Source organism: Thalassovita sp. (assembly GCF_034670005.1).
Taxonomy (GTDB): Bacteria; Pseudomonadota; Alphaproteobacteria; order Rhodobacterales; family Rhodobacteraceae; genus Thalassobius.
Window position 1 is genome coordinate 329001 of sequence record NZ_JAXMOH010000002.1, and the last position, 18160, is coordinate 347160.

Consider the following 18160-nt stretch of genomic DNA (forward strand, 5'->3'; position numbering starts at 1 on the left):
CGCCGTCATCGCCGACTGCCGCCATGCGTGACGCTGGCGCCGGCTGGATAGGAAACCGTCCAATCATCGCCTGGAATGTCAGGAAAGCCCTGAAAATTCAGCAGATTGTCAAATTTCAACCGGCAGGTTTCGAACCGTTTGTCGCATCCCGCGATCAACCGCAGCCTGTCGCCCGGCGACACGCGCGCCCGCATCGGGGCCCACAGCTCGATCACCCGCCCACCGTCATTGGCGAAATCCTTCTTGATCACGCCGCTTAACCCGGTCGCGGAACCGCTGGTCACATCCAGACGCCCGCGCCGGAACCAGCCGGTTTCGAAACCCGAAACAGCAGCAAAGCGAAACACCCGGTCCTCCGCGATCTGCTCTGCCGCGATCTCGGCAACATAGCCCGGTGTCGTCAGATCGAAACCACAGGCCGCATCGCCCAGAACTGCCGCACAGGTTTTTTGATAGACCCGTCCTAACGGCTGGTTCAACCTATCGGTCAGCCCGCGCAGCTCGGCGCGGAACATGCCGCCCGACCGCGTCAATTCGCCCAGAAACCCGTTAAACTGCAACGCCCGTTGCGCCGGATCGGTCCAATTGACCAGCCAGCAGCGCACCGTTGCGTTGTCGAACCGACCCGCTTCGATATCGGCCCCGTTCAGCCCCTCGTCGCTCAGCGCGCCCACCGCTTCGGTATTGTCCACCGAAAGGCCAGTCGCCTGTTGCAGCGCCGCCGCCGACAACCCGCTATCGGCCCTGAAGGTGACCCCGTCAAAGCCAAGATCGCAATCGTGATCGGTAAATCCATAGGAAACCCCATCAGCACGCACCAGCAGCCAGCAACGGCACAGCGTCGTCGCGCCACTGGCCAGATGGGTTTGAAATTCTGTGCTCAGCTTCATCAGACCCGCACCTCCAGCACCGGCACATCGGGCACCTCGCCAGCCTGAAAGCTGGCGACATTGGCATGAATATGGTCAGTGTCGAACCGAACCGGCACGTCGAACTCAAACCCGGCGGTCACATCGGCCCCCGCATTGGGCGGCTCGGCAAGCGTCACCATTCCGGTTACGGTGTCGACGCTGAAATGCACCCCCTCGCGCAGTTCCGTTCCCTGGACACCGATCACCACCGTGCCCAGAACGGGTTTCTTGATCGGCCGGGCATAGCTCTGCGCGCCCGAACGGTAGGTCTTCATCAACTGAAACGTGACCTGATCGCCATCGCCGGTGGCGATGACCTGATCTGTATGAGCGATGTTCGCCGATGGCGCAGCCGATTTGTAATCGACCCAGTCTTTCCAGCGAAACCCGTTCATCTGACCGTTTCGGGCTTCGAAAAACGCGATCAGCGTTTCGATATCGTCCAGCGACCGCAATCCCAGCCCGGCATCATAGCGCCGCCGCGAATGGGCCCAGGGGGTGTTGCGTTCCTCGAACCCGTTGGCCAGCGTCACAATATCGGTGCGCCGCTCCGGCCCTCCTACCGCGCCAAAACTCAACGAAGCGGGAAATCTGACGTCGTGAAAATGCATCCTGTCCTCCTCACCGGACCCGCTGACCGCGCGACAATGCGCGGGTCATCTGTGCCGCGATCTGGTTTTGCGACCGCTGAAATCCCTGCACATCCGGGGTCGTGATATTCATCACCACGGTCGTGGCACCGCTGCCCTGCGCCTTGATACCCAACCGGCCATCGGCGCCGCGCGCCAACGGCATGATCGCCTCAGGCCCCGCTTCACCCATCAGGCCCGTCCCGCCGCGCATCGGGAAATTCACCGGTCCCGACACCACGCCGCCACTGGCAAATGGCATCACCCGGCCTTGTGAAAAACTGGCACCTTTCTCGAACGCAAACAGCCCCGACACCAGATTTCCCACACCCTGCGCCAACAGCGATCCGACCTGATCCGTGACCGGTTGCACCGCTGCCGAATAAGTTGCGTCTATCATCGACCGCGCCACCGTGCGCAGCGCCTCCGACAGGTTCATCCCGTCCAGCACCACACCGTCCAACGCCCGGCGCAACCCACGGCTCATGCCACGTTCCAGCGCCGCCGCATCCAGCGCGGTTTCGTTGAATGCCGACCCGACCCGGCGCAGCTCGGCCTCGAAACTACCCGCCATCGACGTCGCCGTGCCAAGACGCGTCTCCAGCGCCTCGACCTGATCCTGAAGCGTGTCCAGCCCATCAATCTCACTCATTGTTCTGATCTCCTTTGCGGTCCGGATAGGCCTGCAGCAATTCATCCAGCCGGGCCCGGTCCAGCGGGGCCGCCCCTGATCCATGCCCCAGCATCAGCGCCAATTCCGCCGGGGTCAGCGCCCAGAATTCCCCCGGCGTCAACCCCAACCCGCGCACCCCTGCCCGCATCAAGACGGGCCAGTTGAACCGGGTCACGCCGCACCATCTCCCGGCAGAGAAAAGGCCCGCGCCAGCAACTGCGCTGCCGCCCGCGCCGCCGCCAGCGGGCCACCATCTATCTCGGCTCGGGTCAGGTCCTCTGCAGCGCCCTGCCAACCGCCGCCGCGCAGACCGGCCACAATCAGCATCAGCACATCGCGGCTCGAAAACCGTCCGGTTTCGAACCGCTCGACCAGCTCGATCAGCGATTCCTCCTGCACCCCGGCCTCCAATTCGGCCAATGTGCCCAGCGTCAGTTTCATCACGTGGCGCTGCCCGTCGATGACCAATCCGACCTCACCGGCCCAGGGGTTCGCCATCTCACACCTCCGGCGTGAAGCTCAGCGCCCCGGCCGACGCCATCGAAACCTCGTAGCTGGCCTCGCCGTTGTGGCTGCCCGCATATTCGATCGCGCTCATCTGGAATGGTCCTTCGACCGTGCCAAAATCAGGGATGATAATCTGGAAATCGGGCACTTCGCCGTCAAAAAAGATCTGCCGCGCCCGTTCGTCGGTCGATGCATCCTTGAACACACCCGATCCCGAAATCGCCGCCGATTTCACCCCGGCCCCACCCAGCAATTCGCGCCAGCCACCCGCCGATTCCAAACTGGTCACATCGACGCTTTCAGCGTTGAAGCTGATCCGCGTGGCCCGCAGCCCCGCCATGGTTTCGAACTGGCCATCACCGGTCAGGTCCACCTTGATCAACAAATCCTTACCGTTCTGAGCCACCATAGTCTTACTCCGTTTCTGGAAATTCTCAGTTATCTTCCACGCGGGCACGAAACTTCATGTCAATCCTGCGGACATTGCTGCTGGCTTCGCGTTTCGCCACCGCCTTCACGAACCACAGCCCGATCAACAGCCCCCGGCTCAACACCAGATCGGCCCCGATCAACGCATCGCTGATCGCCACAGACGCCTGTTTCGCCGATAGAAATCCCGCCTGATCACTGATGACGGAGACCACGAATTCATGCTCAGCCCCATCGCCGGTCTTGTCCGACCTGTCCTTGGCTGTTTCCGGCCCGAGGCTGACATAAATCGGCGGCAGGTCTCCCGCCGGGATCTCGTCGAACACGCCGCCGACCAATGCGGTAACGCCCGCATCACTCGACAGGTGTTGATACACCGCCTGCTGCAATGCCGCTGTCATGCCATAGCTCATGCCACCACCTCCTCAGTGGCAAAGCAGGTCAGATAGCGACCTTCGGGATCGCGCTCGGACACTGCTTCGATGCGGAACACGCGGTCGCCGTCGCGGAACCGCTGATCCGGGCCCGGTCGCATTGTCGATCCCTGCGGCGCGGCACGCACCAGGATGCGAAAACGGGACTTCGAAAACCCACCGCTTTCGCGCCCGGTGCGCAGTGTGACCTCGGCCCAAAGCCGCCCCAACACGGTCCAGTTTTCAGCGAAACCACCCGCCCCGTCGGCCACTCTCGCGGGGGTTTCGAGCGTCAAAAGCCGGGTCAATCGTGGCGGTGTCATGCTGCACCTCCGGCAAATATCCGTACCGGGCGATACCGTTCCAGCAGGCTGGTGACACCAAAGGGCATACAGCCACCGCTCAACGCGGTATCGTGCCGGTATTCGTAATAATGCGCCGCCAACATCAACACAGCCTGCGCCAGATCGGCAGGCAGACCGTCCCAACCAGGCCCAAAGCCGGCGGTCATTTCGACCCGCACCGCGCCGTCCGTCGGCACCATTGGCAACGCCCCCGCTACCGGGCATAGCCTCGGCCGTTGGCGATCCTGCAGCAGCCGGTACGTGTCCGCCGAAATCAACGTTTCAACGCCCAACCTGTCGATCAAAACCACCGCGTTGACCGACCCGACCGGGGCCACCGGCAGAACCTGCGCCTCGGCGGTGCGCCAGTTTTCCAGCGTCCAACTGAATTCCCGTTCGATCAGGACCTTGCCCGTCCGAGCTTCCGCCGCCGCCAACGCAGCCCGCAAGAAACTCTCAAGCACCGCATCCTGCACATCATCCTCGGCAAAGCCGCTGCCCAACCGCAGATGCGCCTTCAGCTCAGCAATCGGCAAAGCCGCGAGCGGCACCGAGGTTTCTTCGACTAACATCATGGAAAAACTCCAAAACTTTATCTATTCTCTGCCAGGCGCGCGCCCCGGGGCCGGTCCGTTAACCGGCCCCAGCTTCACTGCTAGTTAAGAGACGGCGAACCGCAGCAGCTTAATCGCGGCAAAATCGCTGATATCGCCGCCGACACGCTTGGTGGCATAGAACAGAACATGCGGCTTGGCGCTGAACGGATCGCGCAGAATGCGCAGATCGGGGCGCTCGGCAACGGTATACCCAGATCCGAAATCGCCAAACGCAACGGCATCCGCCCCGGTTGCGATATCGGGCATATCTTCTGCGATCAGCACCGGATACCCCAGCAACCGCGCCGGTTCGCCTGCCGCCAACCCATCCGACCACAAGAAGCGGCCATCGGCATCCTTCAGCTTGCGCACCGCGCCCGCGGTTTTGGAATTCATCACAAAACTTGCATTGCCGCGGTATTGCGCCCCCAGCGAATAGACCAGATCGATGATTTCCGTAGCATCGTTGAAATCGCCATCCACGCCGGTGGCAACATAGCCGAGGTTTCCCCAGCTCCAACTGTCATTGGCGACCGCGCCATGGGTCAGGAACCCGGTCGGTTTGTCCACCCCATCGCCATTGACGAAAGCCGACGCTTCGGCGCGGGCGAATTTGTCTGCAATCCGCCCCGACAACCAGCCCTCAATATCAAAGGCGCTGTCATCCAGCAGCCGCTGGCTGGCCTTCGGCAGCGCCGACAACTCATGCAGCGGGATAGTGATCCGGTCGATGGACGGCGACCCGGTCTCGGCCACCGAACCGGCTTCGGTGGCCCAGCCATGACCGATATCGGTATGGTCGATCAGCACATCGAAAGACGTCGCTTCGACCGAAACCACATTGGCGATCTTGCGGATCGACGCGCCGGACTGCAGCACGCTCTTGATCGTTGCTGCGGTTTCGGGATCGACCAGATAACCGCCATCGCTATTGACGGCGGTCGACATCGCCTTGCCTTCCAGTTCCAGCCCGCGCAGCGCGTCATCGTCGCCGCTCCTCAGATAGGCCGAAAATGCCTTCTGATGGGGCGCCCCGACATCGGTCGAGGCAGACAGAACCGGACGCGCCGGGGTAAATGATTTACGATCAAGCATGGTCAGTCGCTCTTCCTGTTTTTCAAACCGTTTCTGAACATCGGCCCGAAAGCCTCTGAACTCCTTCAAGAAACCCGCCACTGCGGATTTCATTTCCGCGACCGGAGACACATCTTCCCCGGTCCGAGACTGCATCTCGGTCATCAACAATCCTTTCTGTTGGTCTTCAGCCCTGCCGCGTCAGGGACGCGCCATGTCCTTCTGCGCGGCCCGCAGTGCCGCGGCCATGTCGCGCATGTCCTGCGCAATCAAGCTGTCGGTCTTCGCCCCCACGCGGGCACTGGTGAGCATCGGAAACGTCACCAGCGACACTTCCCACAGCTCAAGTTCGGTCAGCACGCGCTGACCCTTGTCATTCTTCACCGCCCGTTTGGTGCGATAGCCAATCGAAAGCCCGTCAATCGCACCCGCAGCGATCAATGCCGCCGCTTCGCGTCCCTTGCCGATCGTGTCCAGCAAACGGCCTTTGACCCATAAGCCCTTATCATCCTCGCGCACCTCATCCCAAACGCCGATCGGTTGCGCCGGATCGTGCTGCCACAGCATTTTAACCGCACGACCTTCGCGTTTCAGTGCCGCCAATGACACCGAATAGGCCCCTTTACAGACGATATCGCCCCCCTGATCGGCGCGTCCAAAATGGCTGGCGTATCCTTCGATCATCGCATCACTTGTGAGACTTAATGCACTGTCAAAGATTGAAAATTTGCACTCCAAATCCATGATAATTCCCTTCACTGCACCTGCATCAGGGATTGCACCCCCTGCGCCAGGATCACCCCAACCACGCCATAAACAGTCAGCCACAAACGGCGCTCCAGACGCTCTATTTCCGCTTCCAACCGCTCGACACGCCGGTTGAATCCATCCACATGCAGCTTGCTCACCCTCTCATGCGCCTCCAACCGCAATGCAGGCGCGCACTCGAACGCTTCAAATCCAGGTCGATCATCACGCATCTCCGTCCTCGCTCATCACCGGCAATCCCAGCAGGGACCGCTTTTCGGTCTCACTCAGAAAAGCCGCTTCGCTCACCCGTTTCCACTGCGCATCGCGTTCCGCCGACAGCGCCGGCACCTGATCCAGATCGGGCTGCAGCGACAACGCTTCGCCTGAATGGCGTGATAGCCATTCGGCCACCCGCGCCGTCACCTTGCCGACCAGCGGCAGCACCGTCAGGCGATAAAACGCCCTGTTGGCTTCCTGATAATTGGCATAGGTCGCGTCGCCCGGCATCCCCAGCAACATCGGCGGCACGCCATAGGCCAGCGCGATCTCGCGCGCGGCGCTTTCCTTGGTTTTCTGGAATTCCATATCCGAAGGCGAAAACCCCATCGGTTTCCAGTCCAGCCCCCCTTCCAACAGCATCGGTCGTCCGGCATTGCGCGCGCCCTGATGATGGCTCTCCATTTCCAAAACCAGCCGATCATACTGATCCGCGCTCAGGCTGCCCTGTCCCTCGGCCCCCTTGTAAACGATTGCGCCCGAGGGCCGTGCTGCATTGTCCAGCAAAGCCTTGGACCAGCGCGACGCGCTGTTATGCACGTCCACGGCCTGCGCCGCTGCCTGCAACGGGGAAAATCCGTAATGGTCATCCTGCGGGTGAAACGCCCGGATATGACAGATCGGCGCGGCCCCATTCGCCATGTTGAACCGGTGCTTGCGCCCGTTGACCACGTAATCATAGGCCACCGGCCACCCATCGCTGCCCGGCACCAGGCTCATCCTGTCCGAACGCAGCACATGCAATTCCACCGGAACCGCAGCTTCCCCCCCCACCGCTTCAATATAGGCATTGCCGGTTAGTAGCAGCTGCGCATAAAGCGCCTCGAACAATTCCGCCTTGCCCTGCGCCGGGTTTGGATGGTCGACCAGTTGCAACATCGGATGCAGGTCATAGCGCTGCATCCGGTCCTGCAACACCAAAGGCAGCGACGCCGCCGCCTCAGCGATCATCTTGACACATCGGAACCCGACCGGGTTACCAGCAAAGCCGGTCCGGGTCAGCGACGCGGTATCGCGCGGGCTCCAGGCCACCCGGCCCGCGCCCTGCACCGCAAAAAGCGGCCCGGTCGCGCTGGCCTTAGCCTCGGGCGCCTGCTGCTTGTTTCCACCGCGGAAGAATTGAAACACCATTCCCCTATCGCTCCTCGTTCCGGGCAAAGCCGATCCGCTCTTGCCATTGACTAACGCCACCAGGTCGCCCCGGTCTTGTGCAGACTATGTCGCCAAAGGTTTAACAATCTCGCATCACAGCGACCGTACGTTCGGACGCCGCCAATGCGCACTTGGCCCGACGATCAACTCGTGCAGCGCCCAGACCAACGCATCGACCCGGTCCGGGCTGCCCTTGCCCTGAAATCCCTGCGCGGTCATCGCGCACATCTGGTCTTCCAGCGTGCCCAGATCACGGGCATGAAACACCCGGCCTTGTTCGTATAACGCCGCCACCGGTTCCGCCCGCGCCGATTTTCCGCGCGCGGCGTGAACCTTCCGAAACGGCACCATCGGATCAATCTGCCGGATCACCGCCTCGACCAGATCACCTCCTTGGTTAACCTCGGCCACCAATCGGTCGGCGCCCCATTTTTCCATCATCGAAATCGCTGCCCGCGCCCATTGCGCCGGGCTTGATGCGCTGACACTGGCATCTTCCAGAACATAACCGCGCCAGTCCTGCACCGGCCCGCGCGTCACGGCACCCACCACCACGATGCCGCATTCATCCGATCCCTCATGCCCGGTGACCGGTGGATCGACCGCCACAACGATCCGGTCCAGATCGGGGACCAGATCGACCCGCTGCGTCTCGATCATTGCCGAAGACCACATTGCGCCCTCGGCATCGTCCAGCAACACCCCGTCCAGCTCCTGCCGCCCTAACCTGGTCCCGGCATAACGCGCCTGCACTTCCTCCAGAAAACTATCGGCCAGATGCGCCCGGTTCGCTTCGGTCGAAGCATGGGTAACCACCGTCGATGACTGTTTCAGAATGTTCTTTAAAACCGGCACGTTGCGCGGCGTCGTAGTGGCGCAAACCCGTGGCGCATCGCCCAGCCGCAGCCCGAATTGCAACATGTCCCAAGTGTCCTGCGCCTTGGGCCATTTCGCCAGTTCATCAACCCAGGCGGCATCGAATTGCGGCCCGCGCAGGCTTTCGGGGTCATGCGCGGAAAATATCTGCGCCGTGGCTCCGTTGGGCCAGCTTAGTATCTTGCGCCCGGCCTGCCAGTCGGGCCGCCGGTCGGGCGGGGAACAGGCCAGGATGCCGCTTTCGCCAAACACCATCACCTCGCGCGCCTGATCGATCGTTTCACCGACGATCGCCAACCGGGTCGCCTGCCCCGGATCCATCGGCCTTGCGCCTTCGACCATTGAGCGCACCCATTCCGCCCCGGCCCGGGTCTTGCCCGCCCCGCGCCCGCCCATGATCACCCAGTTCCGCCATGTGCCTTCGGGCGGCAGCTGATGGTCCAGCGCCCAGAACTCGAACAGGTAAGGCAGCGCCAACAGCTCACCTTCACTCAGGTCGTCCAGGAATGCCTCCTGCGTGGCAGCATCGGCGGAGGCGATCCAACCGGCACCTGATCTGATCCCTTGCCTGATCGAAATCGACGGCATATCCGCGCTCGATTCCAGCCTGCTTTCGTTTTCGTTCATGGAATGTTGCCTCCAGTTCATAAGCGATCCGCAACCAACCGCGAAGATCAGCGATCAGCTTGGCGGCGTCTTTAACCGCCGCCAACTCACCGTCCCGCAATCGGGCCTGCAGCCGTTTCACATCTGCCTTCAGATCCAAAAACACCTCTTCGATTTCGGTCAGCGTCTCGGTCAAAGGAAACGTGTCCGCATCCGGTCTGATCAATGTCATATCTGCTCGCTTTGCCTTTCGCCTTGGCGCCGCATGGCAGGCCCGCATCATCAGCCGCGCCTTCCAGCGGAACGAAGCCTACCCTTGCGAAACGCGCCATCCCCTTAATGCACCGTTCCGTTTCTTCTTTTCGAAAATATCCCTGGGGATGAATGCGTTGAAAGCCTGCAGGGGTCTCAACGGAGAGGGGGCAGACAGCCCCTTTTGCCCAACCCGAACAATGACCGGGCGGCAATTTTTCTTTGCCACACCGCCGATCCACCGCTAAGTGGGGGCCGCGCGTGATTCCCCAGCGTCGCTTCTGCACAAGGACCGCCGCCAGATGCTCCAGACCCCTTATTATCTGATCGACAAATCCCGGCTGTTGCCCAACATGGAAAAAATCGCCTGGCTGCGGGAAAATTCCGGTGCCAAGGCGCTTCTGGCGCTGAAATGCTTCGCCAGTTGGGGCGTGTTCGATTTCATGTCGCAATATATGGACGGCACCACCTCCTCCTCGCTCTACGAGGTCAAGCTGGGCCGCGAAAAATTCCCCGGCGAAACCCATGCCTACTCAGTCGCCTGGGCCGATCACGAAATGGACGAGGTGATCGCAAATTCCGACAAGATCATCTTCAACACTGCGGCCCAGCTGCAGCGCTTCGAATCCCGGTCGCGCAACCACACCCGTGGCTTGCGCGTCAATCCCGGCGTTTCCACCAGCGATTTCGATCTGGCTGACCCCGCCCGCCCGTTTTCGCGCCTCGGCGAACATGATCCCAAAGACATCGAACCGGTGGCCGACCTGATCAGCGGGTTCATGTTTCATAACAATTGCGAAAACGCCGATTTCGACCGCTTCGACGACATGTTGACCCTGATCGAAACTCGTTTCGGCTCCCTGATCAAACGGATGAACTGGATCAGCCTTGGCGGCGGCATCCATTTTACCGGCGCGGATTACCCGCTCGACCGGCTGGCCGAACGGCTGAAACGGTTCGCCGGCGAAAACGAAATTCAGGTCTATCTGGAACCCGGCGAGGCGGCAATCACCAACTCTACAACACTGGAAGTCACCGTTCTCGACACCATGTTCAACGGCAAGAACCTGGCCATCATCGACAGCTCGATCGAGGCGCATATGCTCGATCTCCTGATCTACCGCGAAAGCGCCAAGATGATCCCCAATGACGGCCCGGAAGACTGGATGATCTGCGGAAAATCCTGCCTCGCAGGCGACATTTTTGGCGAATTCAAGTTTCCGAAACCGCTGCTAACGGGCGACCGGCTATCCATTCAGGACGCCGCCGGGTATACCATGGTTAAGAAAAACTGGTTCAACGGCGTGAAAATGCCCGCCATTGCCATTCGGGAACTGGACGGCACCGTCCGTCTGCAACGTGACTTTGGTTACGACGACTTTACCGCCGCGCTGTCCTAGCGCTTCTCTGCAACCAATGACACCCAAAGGGGGTTCTGACCGTTGAAAAAGAACGTTCTCATCATCGGCGCCGGTGGCGTCGCTCAGGTCGTGGCGCATAAATGCGCGCAGAACAACGATGTGCTTGGCGATATCCATATCGCCAGCCGGACGCTGGCCAAATGCGAAGCGATCCTTGAGTCCGTCCGCGAAAAGGGCGCAATGAAGCAGGAAGGCGTTCTTCAGGCGCATGCCGTCGATGCGATGGACAGCGCCGCTGTGGCCGCCCTGATCCGGGACACCGGCGCACAGATCGTCATCAACGTCGGCACCGCCTTCGTCAACATGACCGTGCTGGACGCCTGTATCGAAACCGGTGCGGCCTATATCGACACCGCAATCCACGAAGACCCGGGCAAGATCTGCGAAACCCCGCCCTGGTACGCAAATTACGAATGGAAGAAGCGCGATCTTTGTGCCGAAAAGGGCGTCACCGCCATCCTCGGCGCGGGCTTCGATCCGGGCGTGGTCAATGCCTATGCCCGTTTCGCCATCGACATGATGGACGAGGTGAAATCGATCGACATTGTCGACATCAACGCCGGCAATCACGGCAAGTATTTCGCCACCAATTTCGACCCCGAAATCAACTTCCGCGAATTCACCGGCACCGTCTATTACTGGGAAGACCAGCAATGGAAGGAACTGTCGATGTTCGAAAGCGGCAAATCGTGGGACCTGCCGGTGGTCGGCCCGTCGCAGGCCTACCAGTCGGGCCATGACGAGGTGCACAGCCTCGCCGCCAACTACCCGCAGGCCGATGTGCGGTTCTGGATGGGCTTCGGCGATCACTATATCAACGTCTTCACCGTGCTGAAAAATCTCGGCCTGCTGTCCGAACAGCGGGTGAAAACCGCCGAAGGGCTGGAAGTGGTGCCGCTGAAAGTGGTCAAGGCCGTGCTGCCCGACCCCGCCAGCCTTGCGCCGGGTTACACCGGCAAAACCTGCATCGGCGACCTGGTCAAGGGCGTGAAGGACGGTAAAGACTTCGAGGTCTTCGTCTACAACGTCGCCGACCACAAGGACGCCTATGACGAAGTCGGGTCGCAGGGCATTTCCTACACCGCAGGCGTGCCCCCCGTTGCCGCCGCCATGCTGGTGGCCAGCGGCGAATGGGACGCCCATACGATGAAGAATATCGAGGAACTCGACCCGAAACCCTTCTTCTCCATCCTCGACCGGATCGGCCTGCCGACGCGCGTGCAGATCGGCGGCCTGGGCGGCGAAGACAAGGCGTGGAACGAATAAGGGACCGGCGGATCGCCCACCCTACGCGCAAGTATGGAAAGCCCGCCAACCGGCGGGCTTTTCTGTGTGCTGAGATCGAAAGAATGGCGGGTAGCGCCCGCCCGTTCTGGCGGTCGGGCGCTGCCCGGTGGCGCAAAGCGCCGTTGTTCGGGCGGGGTTATTATGCTGAGCGATCGTCAGGACCGCCGACTAAACACTCCTCACCCCTCCACGCCATGCAGCACGATATTAAACCCCTCCTCCGCCGAGGGCGCGACATAGTGCTTTGAAAACTGCCGGAACTGCGCCTCGGTGGCCGCGAAGGGATGATCGCCCTGCGCGTTGCGCGCCCGCAGCCGCGCCAGACAGACCTCATCAGGTACATCCAGCACATGCAGCTGGTGGGCCGCGCCGGTCGCCTCCAAGATGCCGCGCATCCAATTGCGGTTTTCGACCGTGTTGGCGGGGAAGTCCAAAACAACCGATACCCCCGCATTCAGCAGCGCCGACACATGCGGCCCCATGGCTTGGCGCAGTTTCGACGCGCAACGCACGTAATCCTTCGCAGTCGCCATTTCTTCGGCGAACAGGGCGTTCAGCCATTCATCCTCGGCGATCAGGACGGTTCCGTCCAAGCCCGCCAGCCTGGATGACAGCGTGGATTTTCCAGCAGCGATTTTACCGCACAACATGTGCAGCGCAGGAGATGTAAGAGACATGAAAGTAACCTTGTTCAGCGCATCGCGCGCATCAGACGTTCAGAATTCGACCACCCGGCCCGGACTGTCAGGCCGGGACCGTAATTCGGTTGTGACGCCGCGCGGCGGTTTTCTGCATCAAGGTTTTCATGGCCCGGGGGATTGGCACAGGGCTGCAGCTATGTCCAGCCCGAAGCCCCAAATAAAAACACCCGCCGAAGCGGGTGTTTCACATCACTGATTGGCCTTTTCCGCCTCGATCTGCCGCCACTTGGCGACATTGGCGTTATGCTCGGCCAGGGTTTCGGCGAAAGCATGGCCGCCCGATCCGTCCGCCACGAAGAACACGAACTTGGTCTCGGCCGGGTCCAGCGCCGCTTCGATGCTGGCCTTGCCGGGATTGGCGATTGGGGTCGGCGGCAGCCCGTCGATAACATAGGTGTTCCACGGCGTTTCCCCGCGCAGCTCGCTTTGCCGCAGCCCGCGGCCCAACACGCCTTCGCCCTTGGTGATACCATAGATCACCGTCGGGTCAGTTTGCAGACGCATCCCCTGTTTCAGCCGGTTGATGAACACGCTGGCCACTTGGCGGCGTTCTTCCGGCACCCCGGTTTCCTTTTCGATGATCGAGGCCAGGATCAGCGCCTCTTCCTTGCTGGCCAGCGGCAAACCATCGACCCGGTTTTTCCAGGCGGCATCAAGGATCGCCGTCTGCGCATCGACCATACGCGCAATGACCGCGGCCCGATTATCGCCTGACTTGATCTCGTAACTGTCGGGCGCCAATGTCCCTTCGGCGGGCAATTCGGCGATATCGCCGGTCAGCACGGAAACCTGTTTCAGCTCCTCGACCACCTGCCAACTGGTCACCCCTTCGGCCAGCGCGATCCGGTGGCGGGTATCCGATTGGGTCAACGGTTCAGTGAACTCCGCCGGCATGTCTTCTGCCCCCGGCACATAGGCCGCTTTTTCGACATAACGATTGGTCGCGGGGTCCAGTTCCCGCAGCACGATCTCGCTGCGGGTGATACCGACACGGTACACCACTTCAGTGCCGCAGGTGCTGGCACCACCACGGGTCAGGATATCGACGATTTCCTCCATCGAGGCCCCTTCGGGCACCAGAAAGCTACCCGCCTTCAGCTTATCCGCCTTGTCGGAATAATCCGCCCCCAGCCGAAACAGGGTACCGTTCGAAACCGCGCCCTCCTGTTCCAGCCGTTGACTGATCTTGGTCATGTTCGACCCGCTTTCGACCCGCACGCATATCGGTTGCTGCAACGGCCCCGCAACGCGATAGCTGCGCTGCCCCCAAAGGATCAAACCACCCCCGAGGAACAGCATAACAATAAGCAGTGTCAATGCGTTAGACGCAATTGATCGCCACATCAGCCGACCTTTCCGAACAGCACGCTGGCATTTGTGCCGCCAAAGCCAAAGCTGTTGGACAGCGCCACGTTGATGGTGCGTTCGCGTTTCTGGTTCGGGGCCAGATCCAGCGCGCTTTCAACCGCCGGATTGTCGAGGTTGATTGTCGGCGGCGCGACCTGATCGCGGATTGCAAGGATCGAAAACACTGCCTCGATCGCCCCGGCCGCGCCCAACAAATGCCCGGTCGCCGATTTGGTCGACGACATCGTAGCGGTCGATGCGGCATCGCCCAGCAAACGTTCCACCGCGCCCAACTCGATCGTATCCGCCATGGTCGAGGTGCCATGTGCGTTGATGTAATCAATCGCCGAAGCATCGATCTTGGCGTCCTTCAGCGCCGCGCGCATCGCGCGTTCGCCACCATTGCCATCTTCCGATGGCGCGGTGATGTGATAGGCATCGCCCGACAGGCCATAGCCCAGAACCTCGGCATAGATCTTGGCACCGCGCGCCTTGGCGTGTTCGTATTCTTCCAACACGATAACGCCCGCCCCTTCGCCCATGACGAACCCATCGCGGTCGTTGTCATAGGGGCGGCTGGCCGCCTGCGGATCGTCCTTGCGCTTGGTCGACAACGCTTTGCAGGCGTTGAAACCGGCAATCCCGATCTCGCAGATTGCCGCCTCGGCCCCACCGGCGATCATCACATCGGCATCACCATATTTGATCAGCCGGGTCGCATCGCCGATGGCATGGGCCCCGGTCGAACAGGCTGTCACCACCGCATGGTTCGGGCCCTTGAAGCCGTATTTGATGCTGACCTGACCGGAAATCAGGTTGATCAAAGCCCCGGGAATAAAGAAGGGCGACACCCGACGCGGCCCCTTTTCCTTGATCACCAGCGCGGTTTCGGCAATGGACTGCAACCCGCCGATCCCCGAACCGATCATCACGCCGGTGCGTTCGCGGCTTTCATCATCTTCCGGGGTCCAGCCGGAATCTACCACCGCCTGCGTCGCCGCCGCGATGCCGTAAAGGATGAAATCATCAACCTTGCGGCGTTCTTTCGGCAACATCCAGTCATCGGGATTGAAACTGCCGTCGCTGCCATCTCCATAGGGGACTTCACAGGCGTAATCCGTGGCCAGATGGCTTGCATCGAAACGGGTGATCGTACCTGCGCCAGACTTCCCCTCCAGAAGCCGCGACCAGGTTTCTTCGACACCACATGCCAGCGGAGTCACCAACCCCAGCCCGGTAACAACAACTCGACGCATTTTCTGCTCTCCTTTGCCTCGGCAGTCCGCGCCCTCAATAGCTTGGATCAAGCCGAAAGCGCAAGCATATGCAGCCCCTTATAGGCGGCACGGGCCGGTCCTTGCCAGAGGGAAACGACCGTTATCTTTACCGCAAGCCTGCGACGGCTGATCAACGGTTAAGCTTGCTGCAATGCAGCGCAAATTCTGGAAGGTTCAAACCCACACCGGCGGCTCTTCCCGTCGGGCGTGCGGATTTGCGCGGCGTCTTTTCAACCAGACGCAAAAGCCAGAAGTGAGAAATCGATGAAAAACCTGCTTCCGCAAACGGCTCACAGCCACGTTCCAGTATCTGCAGTTCCAACCGCTATCGCCCACAAAAAAGCCCCCGCCAAAAGGCAGGGGCTTTCAAAATTCAGCGATGTGCAGCCGATTACGACGCTTGGCTGATGAATTTCACTGCGTCGCCAAAGGTCTGAATGGTTTCGGCGGCGTCATCGGGGATTTCGATGCCGAATTCTTCTTCGAACGCCATCACCAGTTCAACGGTGTCCAGGCTGTCCGCGCCCAGATCGTCGATGAACGAAGCGTTCTCGGTGACTTTGTCTTCTTCCACACCCAGGTGCTCAACAACGATTTTTTTGACGCGGTCTGCGATATCGCTCATTTTCTGTCCTCATCTATTGGGCCATCGGCCCGAATTGTCGCCCGTACCCGCAGGCTGGCTTGATTGATGCCCAAAATGCGGGCGGCTCCTCTCCCGCGACGCGGGCAGTTCCGAAGGGCAGATATACCGCCCCCGGGAAAATCTGCGTGGCCTATAGCACATGGTGACGCCAACGCAAACGCTTTAGCAAGGGCCTATTGGGTTTCCTTCAGGTTTTTGCTGCAAACCGCAATTCCCGTCCCAGTGGCCCTGTCGGCTTAAAGCATCGCCATGCCGCCATTCACATGTAAAGTGGCGCCAGTAACATAGCCTGCTTCTGGGCTGGCCAGATACAGAACGGCAGCGGCTATTTCTTCCGGTGCGCCCATCCGGGCGGCAGGAATCTGCGCGTTGATCTTTGCCTTCTGATCATCGGTCAGCTTGTCGGTCATCGCGGTGGCGATGAACCCCGGGGCGACCGCATTGGCGGTGATGCCCCGGCTGGCGACCTCATAAGCAATGGATTTGGTCATCCCCACCAACCCGGCTTTGGCGGCAGCATAATTCGCCTGCCCCGGGTTGCCGGTGGCGCCAACGATCGAACTGATATTGATGATCCGGCCCCAACGCGCCTTCATCATCGGGCGCATCACGCCCCGGCACAGCCGCATCGCCGACGTCAGGTTCACATCCAGAACAGACTGCCATTCGTCGTCCGACATCCGCATGAAGATCTGGTCTCGGGTGATCCCGGCATTGTTGACCAGAATATCCAAGGCCCCCATCGCTTCGATCGCCTGTTTTGGCAACGCATCGACTGCTTCGGGATCGCTCAGGTTACATGGCAGCACGACCGCGCGCTCTCCCAGTTCCGCCGCCAACGCTTCCAGCGGGTCCACCCGTGTACCGCTCAGACCGACAGTGGCCCCGGCACCGTGCAACGCCTTGGCGATGGCCCCACCGATCCCTCCCGATGCCCCGGTCACCAGGGCGCATTTTCCGCTCAGATCAAACATACCAGTTTTTCCTTATTGTCCCCCCGGCCCGCCTGCAAAATGGAACCGGATAAATTCTTGCACAGCTCAGTTCAGGCTGGCCACGGCTTTGGTTACATCCTCCGGCGTACCGACGGCGGTACAGGCGATTGACCGGTCAATCCGGCGGATCATCCCGGACAGGGCTTTGCCCGCGCCGATTTCCCAAACCTCGGTCACACCCTTGCCGGCCATCCACAGCACGCTTTCGCGCCAACGGACCGACCCAACGATCTGATCGACCAGCAACGACCGGATTGTCGCGGGATCGGTGATTGCTTCGGCCACCACATTGGCGACAACCGGAACCACGGGCCGGTTGATATCCACTTCTTCCAAGGCTTCCGCCATCACTCTGGCTGCGGGTTCCATCAGGGCGCAGTGGAACGGGGCGCTGACCGGCAACAGAACCGCCCGCTTGGCACCCTTTTCCTTGGCCAGGGCAATTGCACGCTCGACCGCGTCAGCATGGCCCGACACCACCACCTGCCCCGGATCGTTGTCATTCGCCGCTTGGCAAACCTCGCCCATTGCAGCCTCTTCGGCCACCGCCTTTGCTGCCGCGAAATCCAGCCCCAGCAAGGCCGCCATCGCGCCTTCGCCAACCGGAACCGCCTGCTGCATCGCCAGACCACGGGTGCGCAGCAGCCGCGCCGCATCAGTCACGCTCAACGCGCCCGCCGCGGCCAGCGCCGAATATTCACCCAGCGAATGACCAGCAACATATGCTGCGGCTTCGGCCAGAATCACGCCTTCGGATTCCAAGGCCCGCATCGCCGCCAGCGACGTCGCCATCAAAGCCGGTTGGGCGTTCTGCGTCAGGGTCAGCGCATCCTGCTCCCCTTCCCAGATCAGCCCGCTCAGGTTTTCACCCAAAGCTTCGTCGACTTCATCGAACACAGCCTTTGCAGCCGGATAGGCATCAGCCAGCGCCTTGCCCATGCCAATGGTTTGCGCCCCCTGACCGGGGAAAACGAATGCTTTTGTCATGACGGCCCTCA

General features: G+C 61.0%; 23 protein-coding genes. 2 read left to right on the forward strand and 21 right to left on the reverse strand.

The features are described from left to right. Window positions 1-5 precede the first annotated feature (5 nt). The 14 genes from VOI23_RS05455 to VOI23_RS05520 form a co-directional block, all read right to left on the reverse strand. A complete protein-coding gene (locus tag VOI23_RS05455) occupies window positions 6-890 on the reverse strand; it encodes a DUF2163 domain-containing protein (protein WP_323782694.1) in 885 nt (294 codons plus the stop codon). Next, the gene (locus tag VOI23_RS05460) at window positions 890-1522 is read right to left on the reverse strand and encodes a DUF2460 domain-containing protein (protein ID WP_323782697.1); all 633 of its coding nucleotides are present in this window, start codon (window positions 1520-1522) and stop codon (window positions 890-892) included. The genes VOI23_RS05455 and VOI23_RS05460 overlap by 1 nt, the downstream gene beginning before the upstream one ends. Window positions 1523-1532: 10 nt before the next feature. Beyond that, window positions 1533-2192, reverse strand: a complete 660-nt coding sequence (locus VOI23_RS05465; RefSeq protein ID WP_323782700.1) for a phage tail tape measure protein — start codon at window positions 2190-2192, stop codon at window positions 1533-1535. Beyond that, a complete protein-coding gene (locus tag VOI23_RS05470) occupies window positions 2185-2388 on the reverse strand; it encodes a rcc01693 family protein (protein ID WP_323782703.1) in 204 nt (67 codons plus the stop codon). Before VOI23_RS05470 ends, VOI23_RS05465 begins: the two co-directional genes overlap by 8 nt. Beyond that, window positions 2385-2711, reverse strand: a complete 327-nt coding sequence (locus tag VOI23_RS05475) for a gene transfer agent family protein (protein ID WP_323782706.1) — start codon at window positions 2709-2711, stop codon at window positions 2385-2387. Before VOI23_RS05475 ends, VOI23_RS05470 begins: the two co-directional genes overlap by 4 nt. Window position 2712: 1 nt before the next feature. Beyond that, window positions 2713-3129, reverse strand: coding sequence for a phage major tail protein, TP901-1 family (locus tag VOI23_RS05480; protein ID WP_323782709.1), 417 nt, complete (start codon window positions 3127-3129; stop codon window positions 2713-2715). Window positions 3130-3154: 25 nt separating this feature from the next. Beyond that, window positions 3155-3562, reverse strand: coding sequence for a DUF3168 domain-containing protein (locus VOI23_RS05485; protein WP_323782711.1), 408 nt, complete (start codon window positions 3560-3562; stop codon window positions 3155-3157). Further along, a complete protein-coding gene (locus VOI23_RS05490; protein ID WP_323782714.1) occupies window positions 3559-3885 on the reverse strand; it encodes a head-tail adaptor protein in 327 nt (108 codons plus the stop codon). Before VOI23_RS05490 ends, VOI23_RS05485 begins: the two co-directional genes overlap by 4 nt. After that, window positions 3882-4481 carry a head-tail connector protein gene (locus tag VOI23_RS05495; RefSeq protein ID WP_323782717.1) on the reverse strand — a complete coding sequence of 200 codons (600 nt, stop codon included), beginning with the start codon at window positions 4479-4481 and terminating at the stop codon, window positions 3882-3884. The genes VOI23_RS05490 and VOI23_RS05495 overlap by 4 nt, the downstream gene beginning before the upstream one ends. Before the next feature lie 84 nt (window positions 4482-4565). Continuing rightward, complete coding sequence (locus VOI23_RS05500) at window positions 4566-5741, reverse strand: phage major capsid protein (RefSeq protein WP_416376508.1); 1176 nt, start codon at window positions 5739-5741, stop codon at window positions 4566-4568. Window positions 5742-5777: 36 nt separating this feature from the next. Continuing rightward, window positions 5778-6320, reverse strand: coding sequence for an HK97 family phage prohead protease (locus tag VOI23_RS05505; protein ID WP_323782722.1), 543 nt, complete (start codon window positions 6318-6320; stop codon window positions 5778-5780). An 11-nt stretch (window positions 6321-6331) separates the two neighbouring features. Continuing rightward, the gene (locus tag VOI23_RS05510) at window positions 6332-6556 is read right to left on the reverse strand and encodes a GTA head formation protein, RCAP_rcc01685 family (RefSeq protein WP_323782725.1); all 225 of its coding nucleotides are present in this window, start codon (window positions 6554-6556) and stop codon (window positions 6332-6334) included. Continuing rightward, window positions 6549-7733: a phage portal protein gene (locus VOI23_RS05515; protein WP_323782728.1), complete on the reverse strand. Its 1185-nt coding sequence runs from the start codon at window positions 7731-7733 to the stop codon at window positions 6549-6551. The genes VOI23_RS05510 and VOI23_RS05515 overlap by 8 nt, the downstream gene beginning before the upstream one ends. Before the next feature lie 114 nt (window positions 7734-7847). After that, a complete protein-coding gene (locus VOI23_RS05520; RefSeq protein WP_323783702.1) occupies window positions 7848-9218 on the reverse strand; it encodes a DNA-packaging protein in 1371 nt (456 codons plus the stop codon). Window positions 9219-9790: 572 nt separating this feature from the next. Between VOI23_RS05520 and VOI23_RS05525 the strand changes: the two genes are divergently transcribed. Continuing rightward, a complete protein-coding gene (locus VOI23_RS05525) occupies window positions 9791-10888 on the forward strand; it encodes a carboxynorspermidine decarboxylase (RefSeq protein WP_323782730.1) in 1098 nt (365 codons plus the stop codon). Between the two features lie 42 nt (window positions 10889-10930). Further along, entirely contained in the window at window positions 10931-12175 is a 1245-nt protein-coding gene (locus tag VOI23_RS05530) for a saccharopine dehydrogenase family protein (protein ID WP_323782732.1), read from the forward strand. A gap of 200 nt (window positions 12176-12375) precedes the next feature. Here the strand turns inward: VOI23_RS05530 and VOI23_RS05535 are convergent, their stop codons facing one another. The 7 genes from VOI23_RS05535 to fabD form a co-directional block, all read right to left on the reverse strand. Continuing rightward, the gene (locus VOI23_RS05535) at window positions 12376-12873 is read right to left on the reverse strand and encodes an ATP-binding protein (RefSeq protein WP_323782735.1); all 498 of its coding nucleotides are present in this window, start codon (window positions 12871-12873) and stop codon (window positions 12376-12378) included. Window positions 12874-13086: 213 nt separating this feature from the next. After that, a complete protein-coding gene (gene mltG / locus VOI23_RS05540) occupies window positions 13087-14241 on the reverse strand; it encodes an endolytic transglycosylase MltG (protein WP_323782738.1) in 1155 nt (384 codons plus the stop codon). After that, complete coding sequence (gene fabF, locus VOI23_RS05545; protein ID WP_323782741.1) at window positions 14241-15500, reverse strand: beta-ketoacyl-ACP synthase II; 1260 nt, start codon at window positions 15498-15500, stop codon at window positions 14241-14243. Before fabF ends, mltG begins: the two co-directional genes overlap by 1 nt. 151 nt (window positions 15501-15651) lie before the next feature. Next, the gene (locus tag VOI23_RS05550) at window positions 15652-15843 is read right to left on the reverse strand and encodes a hypothetical protein (RefSeq protein WP_323782745.1); all 192 of its coding nucleotides are present in this window, start codon (window positions 15841-15843) and stop codon (window positions 15652-15654) included. Between the two features lie 69 nt (window positions 15844-15912). Beyond that, window positions 15913-16146 (reverse strand): acyl carrier protein, encoded by a 234-nt coding sequence (locus tag VOI23_RS05555; RefSeq protein ID WP_058261235.1) that lies wholly within the window; start codon window positions 16144-16146, stop codon window positions 15913-15915. A 257-nt stretch (window positions 16147-16403) separates the two neighbouring features. Continuing rightward, on the reverse strand, window positions 16404-17141 hold the full coding sequence (gene fabG / locus VOI23_RS05560; protein ID WP_323782751.1) for a 3-oxoacyl-[acyl-carrier-protein] reductase: 738 nt from the start codon (window positions 17139-17141) through the stop codon (window positions 16404-16406). A gap of 66 nt (window positions 17142-17207) precedes the next feature. Then, window positions 17208-18149: an ACP S-malonyltransferase gene (gene fabD / locus VOI23_RS05565; RefSeq protein WP_323782754.1), complete on the reverse strand. Its 942-nt coding sequence runs from the start codon at window positions 18147-18149 to the stop codon at window positions 17208-17210. Between the last annotated feature and the right edge of the window lie 11 nt (window positions 18150-18160).

Coding starts and splice junctions, on each gene's coding strand:
- VOI23_RS05455 (WP_323782694.1), bottom strand. CDS start 890: ATGAAGCTGAGCACAGAATTTCAAACCCATCTGGCCAGTGGCGCGACG.
- VOI23_RS05460 (WP_323782697.1), bottom strand. CDS start 1,522: ATGCATTTTCACGACGTCAGATTTCCCGCTTCGTTGAGTTTTGGCGCG.
- VOI23_RS05465 (WP_323782700.1), bottom strand. CDS start 2,192: ATGAGTGAGATTGATGGGCTGGACACGCTTCAGGATCAGGTCGAGGCG.
- VOI23_RS05475 (WP_323782706.1), bottom strand. CDS start 2,711: ATGGCGAACCCCTGGGCCGGTGAGGTCGGATTGGTCATCGACGGGCAG.
- VOI23_RS05480 (WP_323782709.1), bottom strand. CDS start 3,129: ATGGTGGCTCAGAACGGTAAGGATTTGTTGATCAAGGTGGACCTGACC.
- VOI23_RS05485 (WP_323782711.1), bottom strand. CDS start 3,562: ATGAGCTATGGCATGACAGCGGCATTGCAGCAGGCGGTGTATCAACAC.
- VOI23_RS05490 (WP_323782714.1), bottom strand. CDS start 3,885: ATGACACCGCCACGATTGACCCGGCTTTTGACGCTCGAAACCCCCGCG.
- VOI23_RS05495 (WP_323782717.1), bottom strand. CDS start 4,481: ATGATGTTAGTCGAAGAAACCTCGGTGCCGCTCGCGGCTTTGCCGATT.
- VOI23_RS05500 (WP_416376508.1), bottom strand. CDS start 5,741: ATGACCGAGATGCAGTCTCGGACCGGGGAAGATGTGTCTCCGGTCGCG.
- VOI23_RS05505 (WP_323782722.1), bottom strand. CDS start 6,320: ATGGATTTGGAGTGCAAATTTTCAATCTTTGACAGTGCATTAAGTCTC.
- VOI23_RS05510 (WP_323782725.1), bottom strand. CDS start 6,556: ATGCGTGATGATCGACCTGGATTTGAAGCGTTCGAGTGCGCGCCTGCA.
- VOI23_RS05515 (WP_323782728.1), bottom strand. CDS start 7,733: ATGGTGTTTCAATTCTTCCGCGGTGGAAACAAGCAGCAGGCGCCCGAG.
- VOI23_RS05520 (WP_323783702.1), bottom strand. CDS start 9,218: ATGCCGTCGATTTCGATCAGGCAAGGGATCAGATCAGGTGCCGGTTGG.
- VOI23_RS05525 (WP_323782730.1), top strand. CDS start 9,791: ATGCTCCAGACCCCTTATTATCTGATCGACAAATCCCGGCTGTTGCCC.
- VOI23_RS05535 (WP_323782735.1), bottom strand. CDS start 12,873: ATGTCTCTTACATCTCCTGCGCTGCACATGTTGTGCGGTAAAATCGCT.
- mltG (WP_323782738.1), bottom strand. CDS start 14,241: ATGTGGCGATCAATTGCGTCTAACGCATTGACACTGCTTATTGTTATG.
- fabF (WP_323782741.1), bottom strand. CDS start 15,500: ATGCGTCGAGTTGTTGTTACCGGGCTGGGGTTGGTGACTCCGCTGGCA.
- VOI23_RS05555 (WP_058261235.1), bottom strand. CDS start 16,146: ATGAGCGATATCGCAGACCGCGTCAAAAAAATCGTTGTTGAGCACCTG.
- fabG (WP_323782751.1), bottom strand. CDS start 17,141: ATGTTTGATCTGAGCGGAAAATGCGCCCTGGTGACCGGGGCATCGGGA.
- fabD (WP_323782754.1), bottom strand. CDS start 18,149: ATGACAAAAGCATTCGTTTTCCCCGGTCAGGGGGCGCAAACCATTGGC.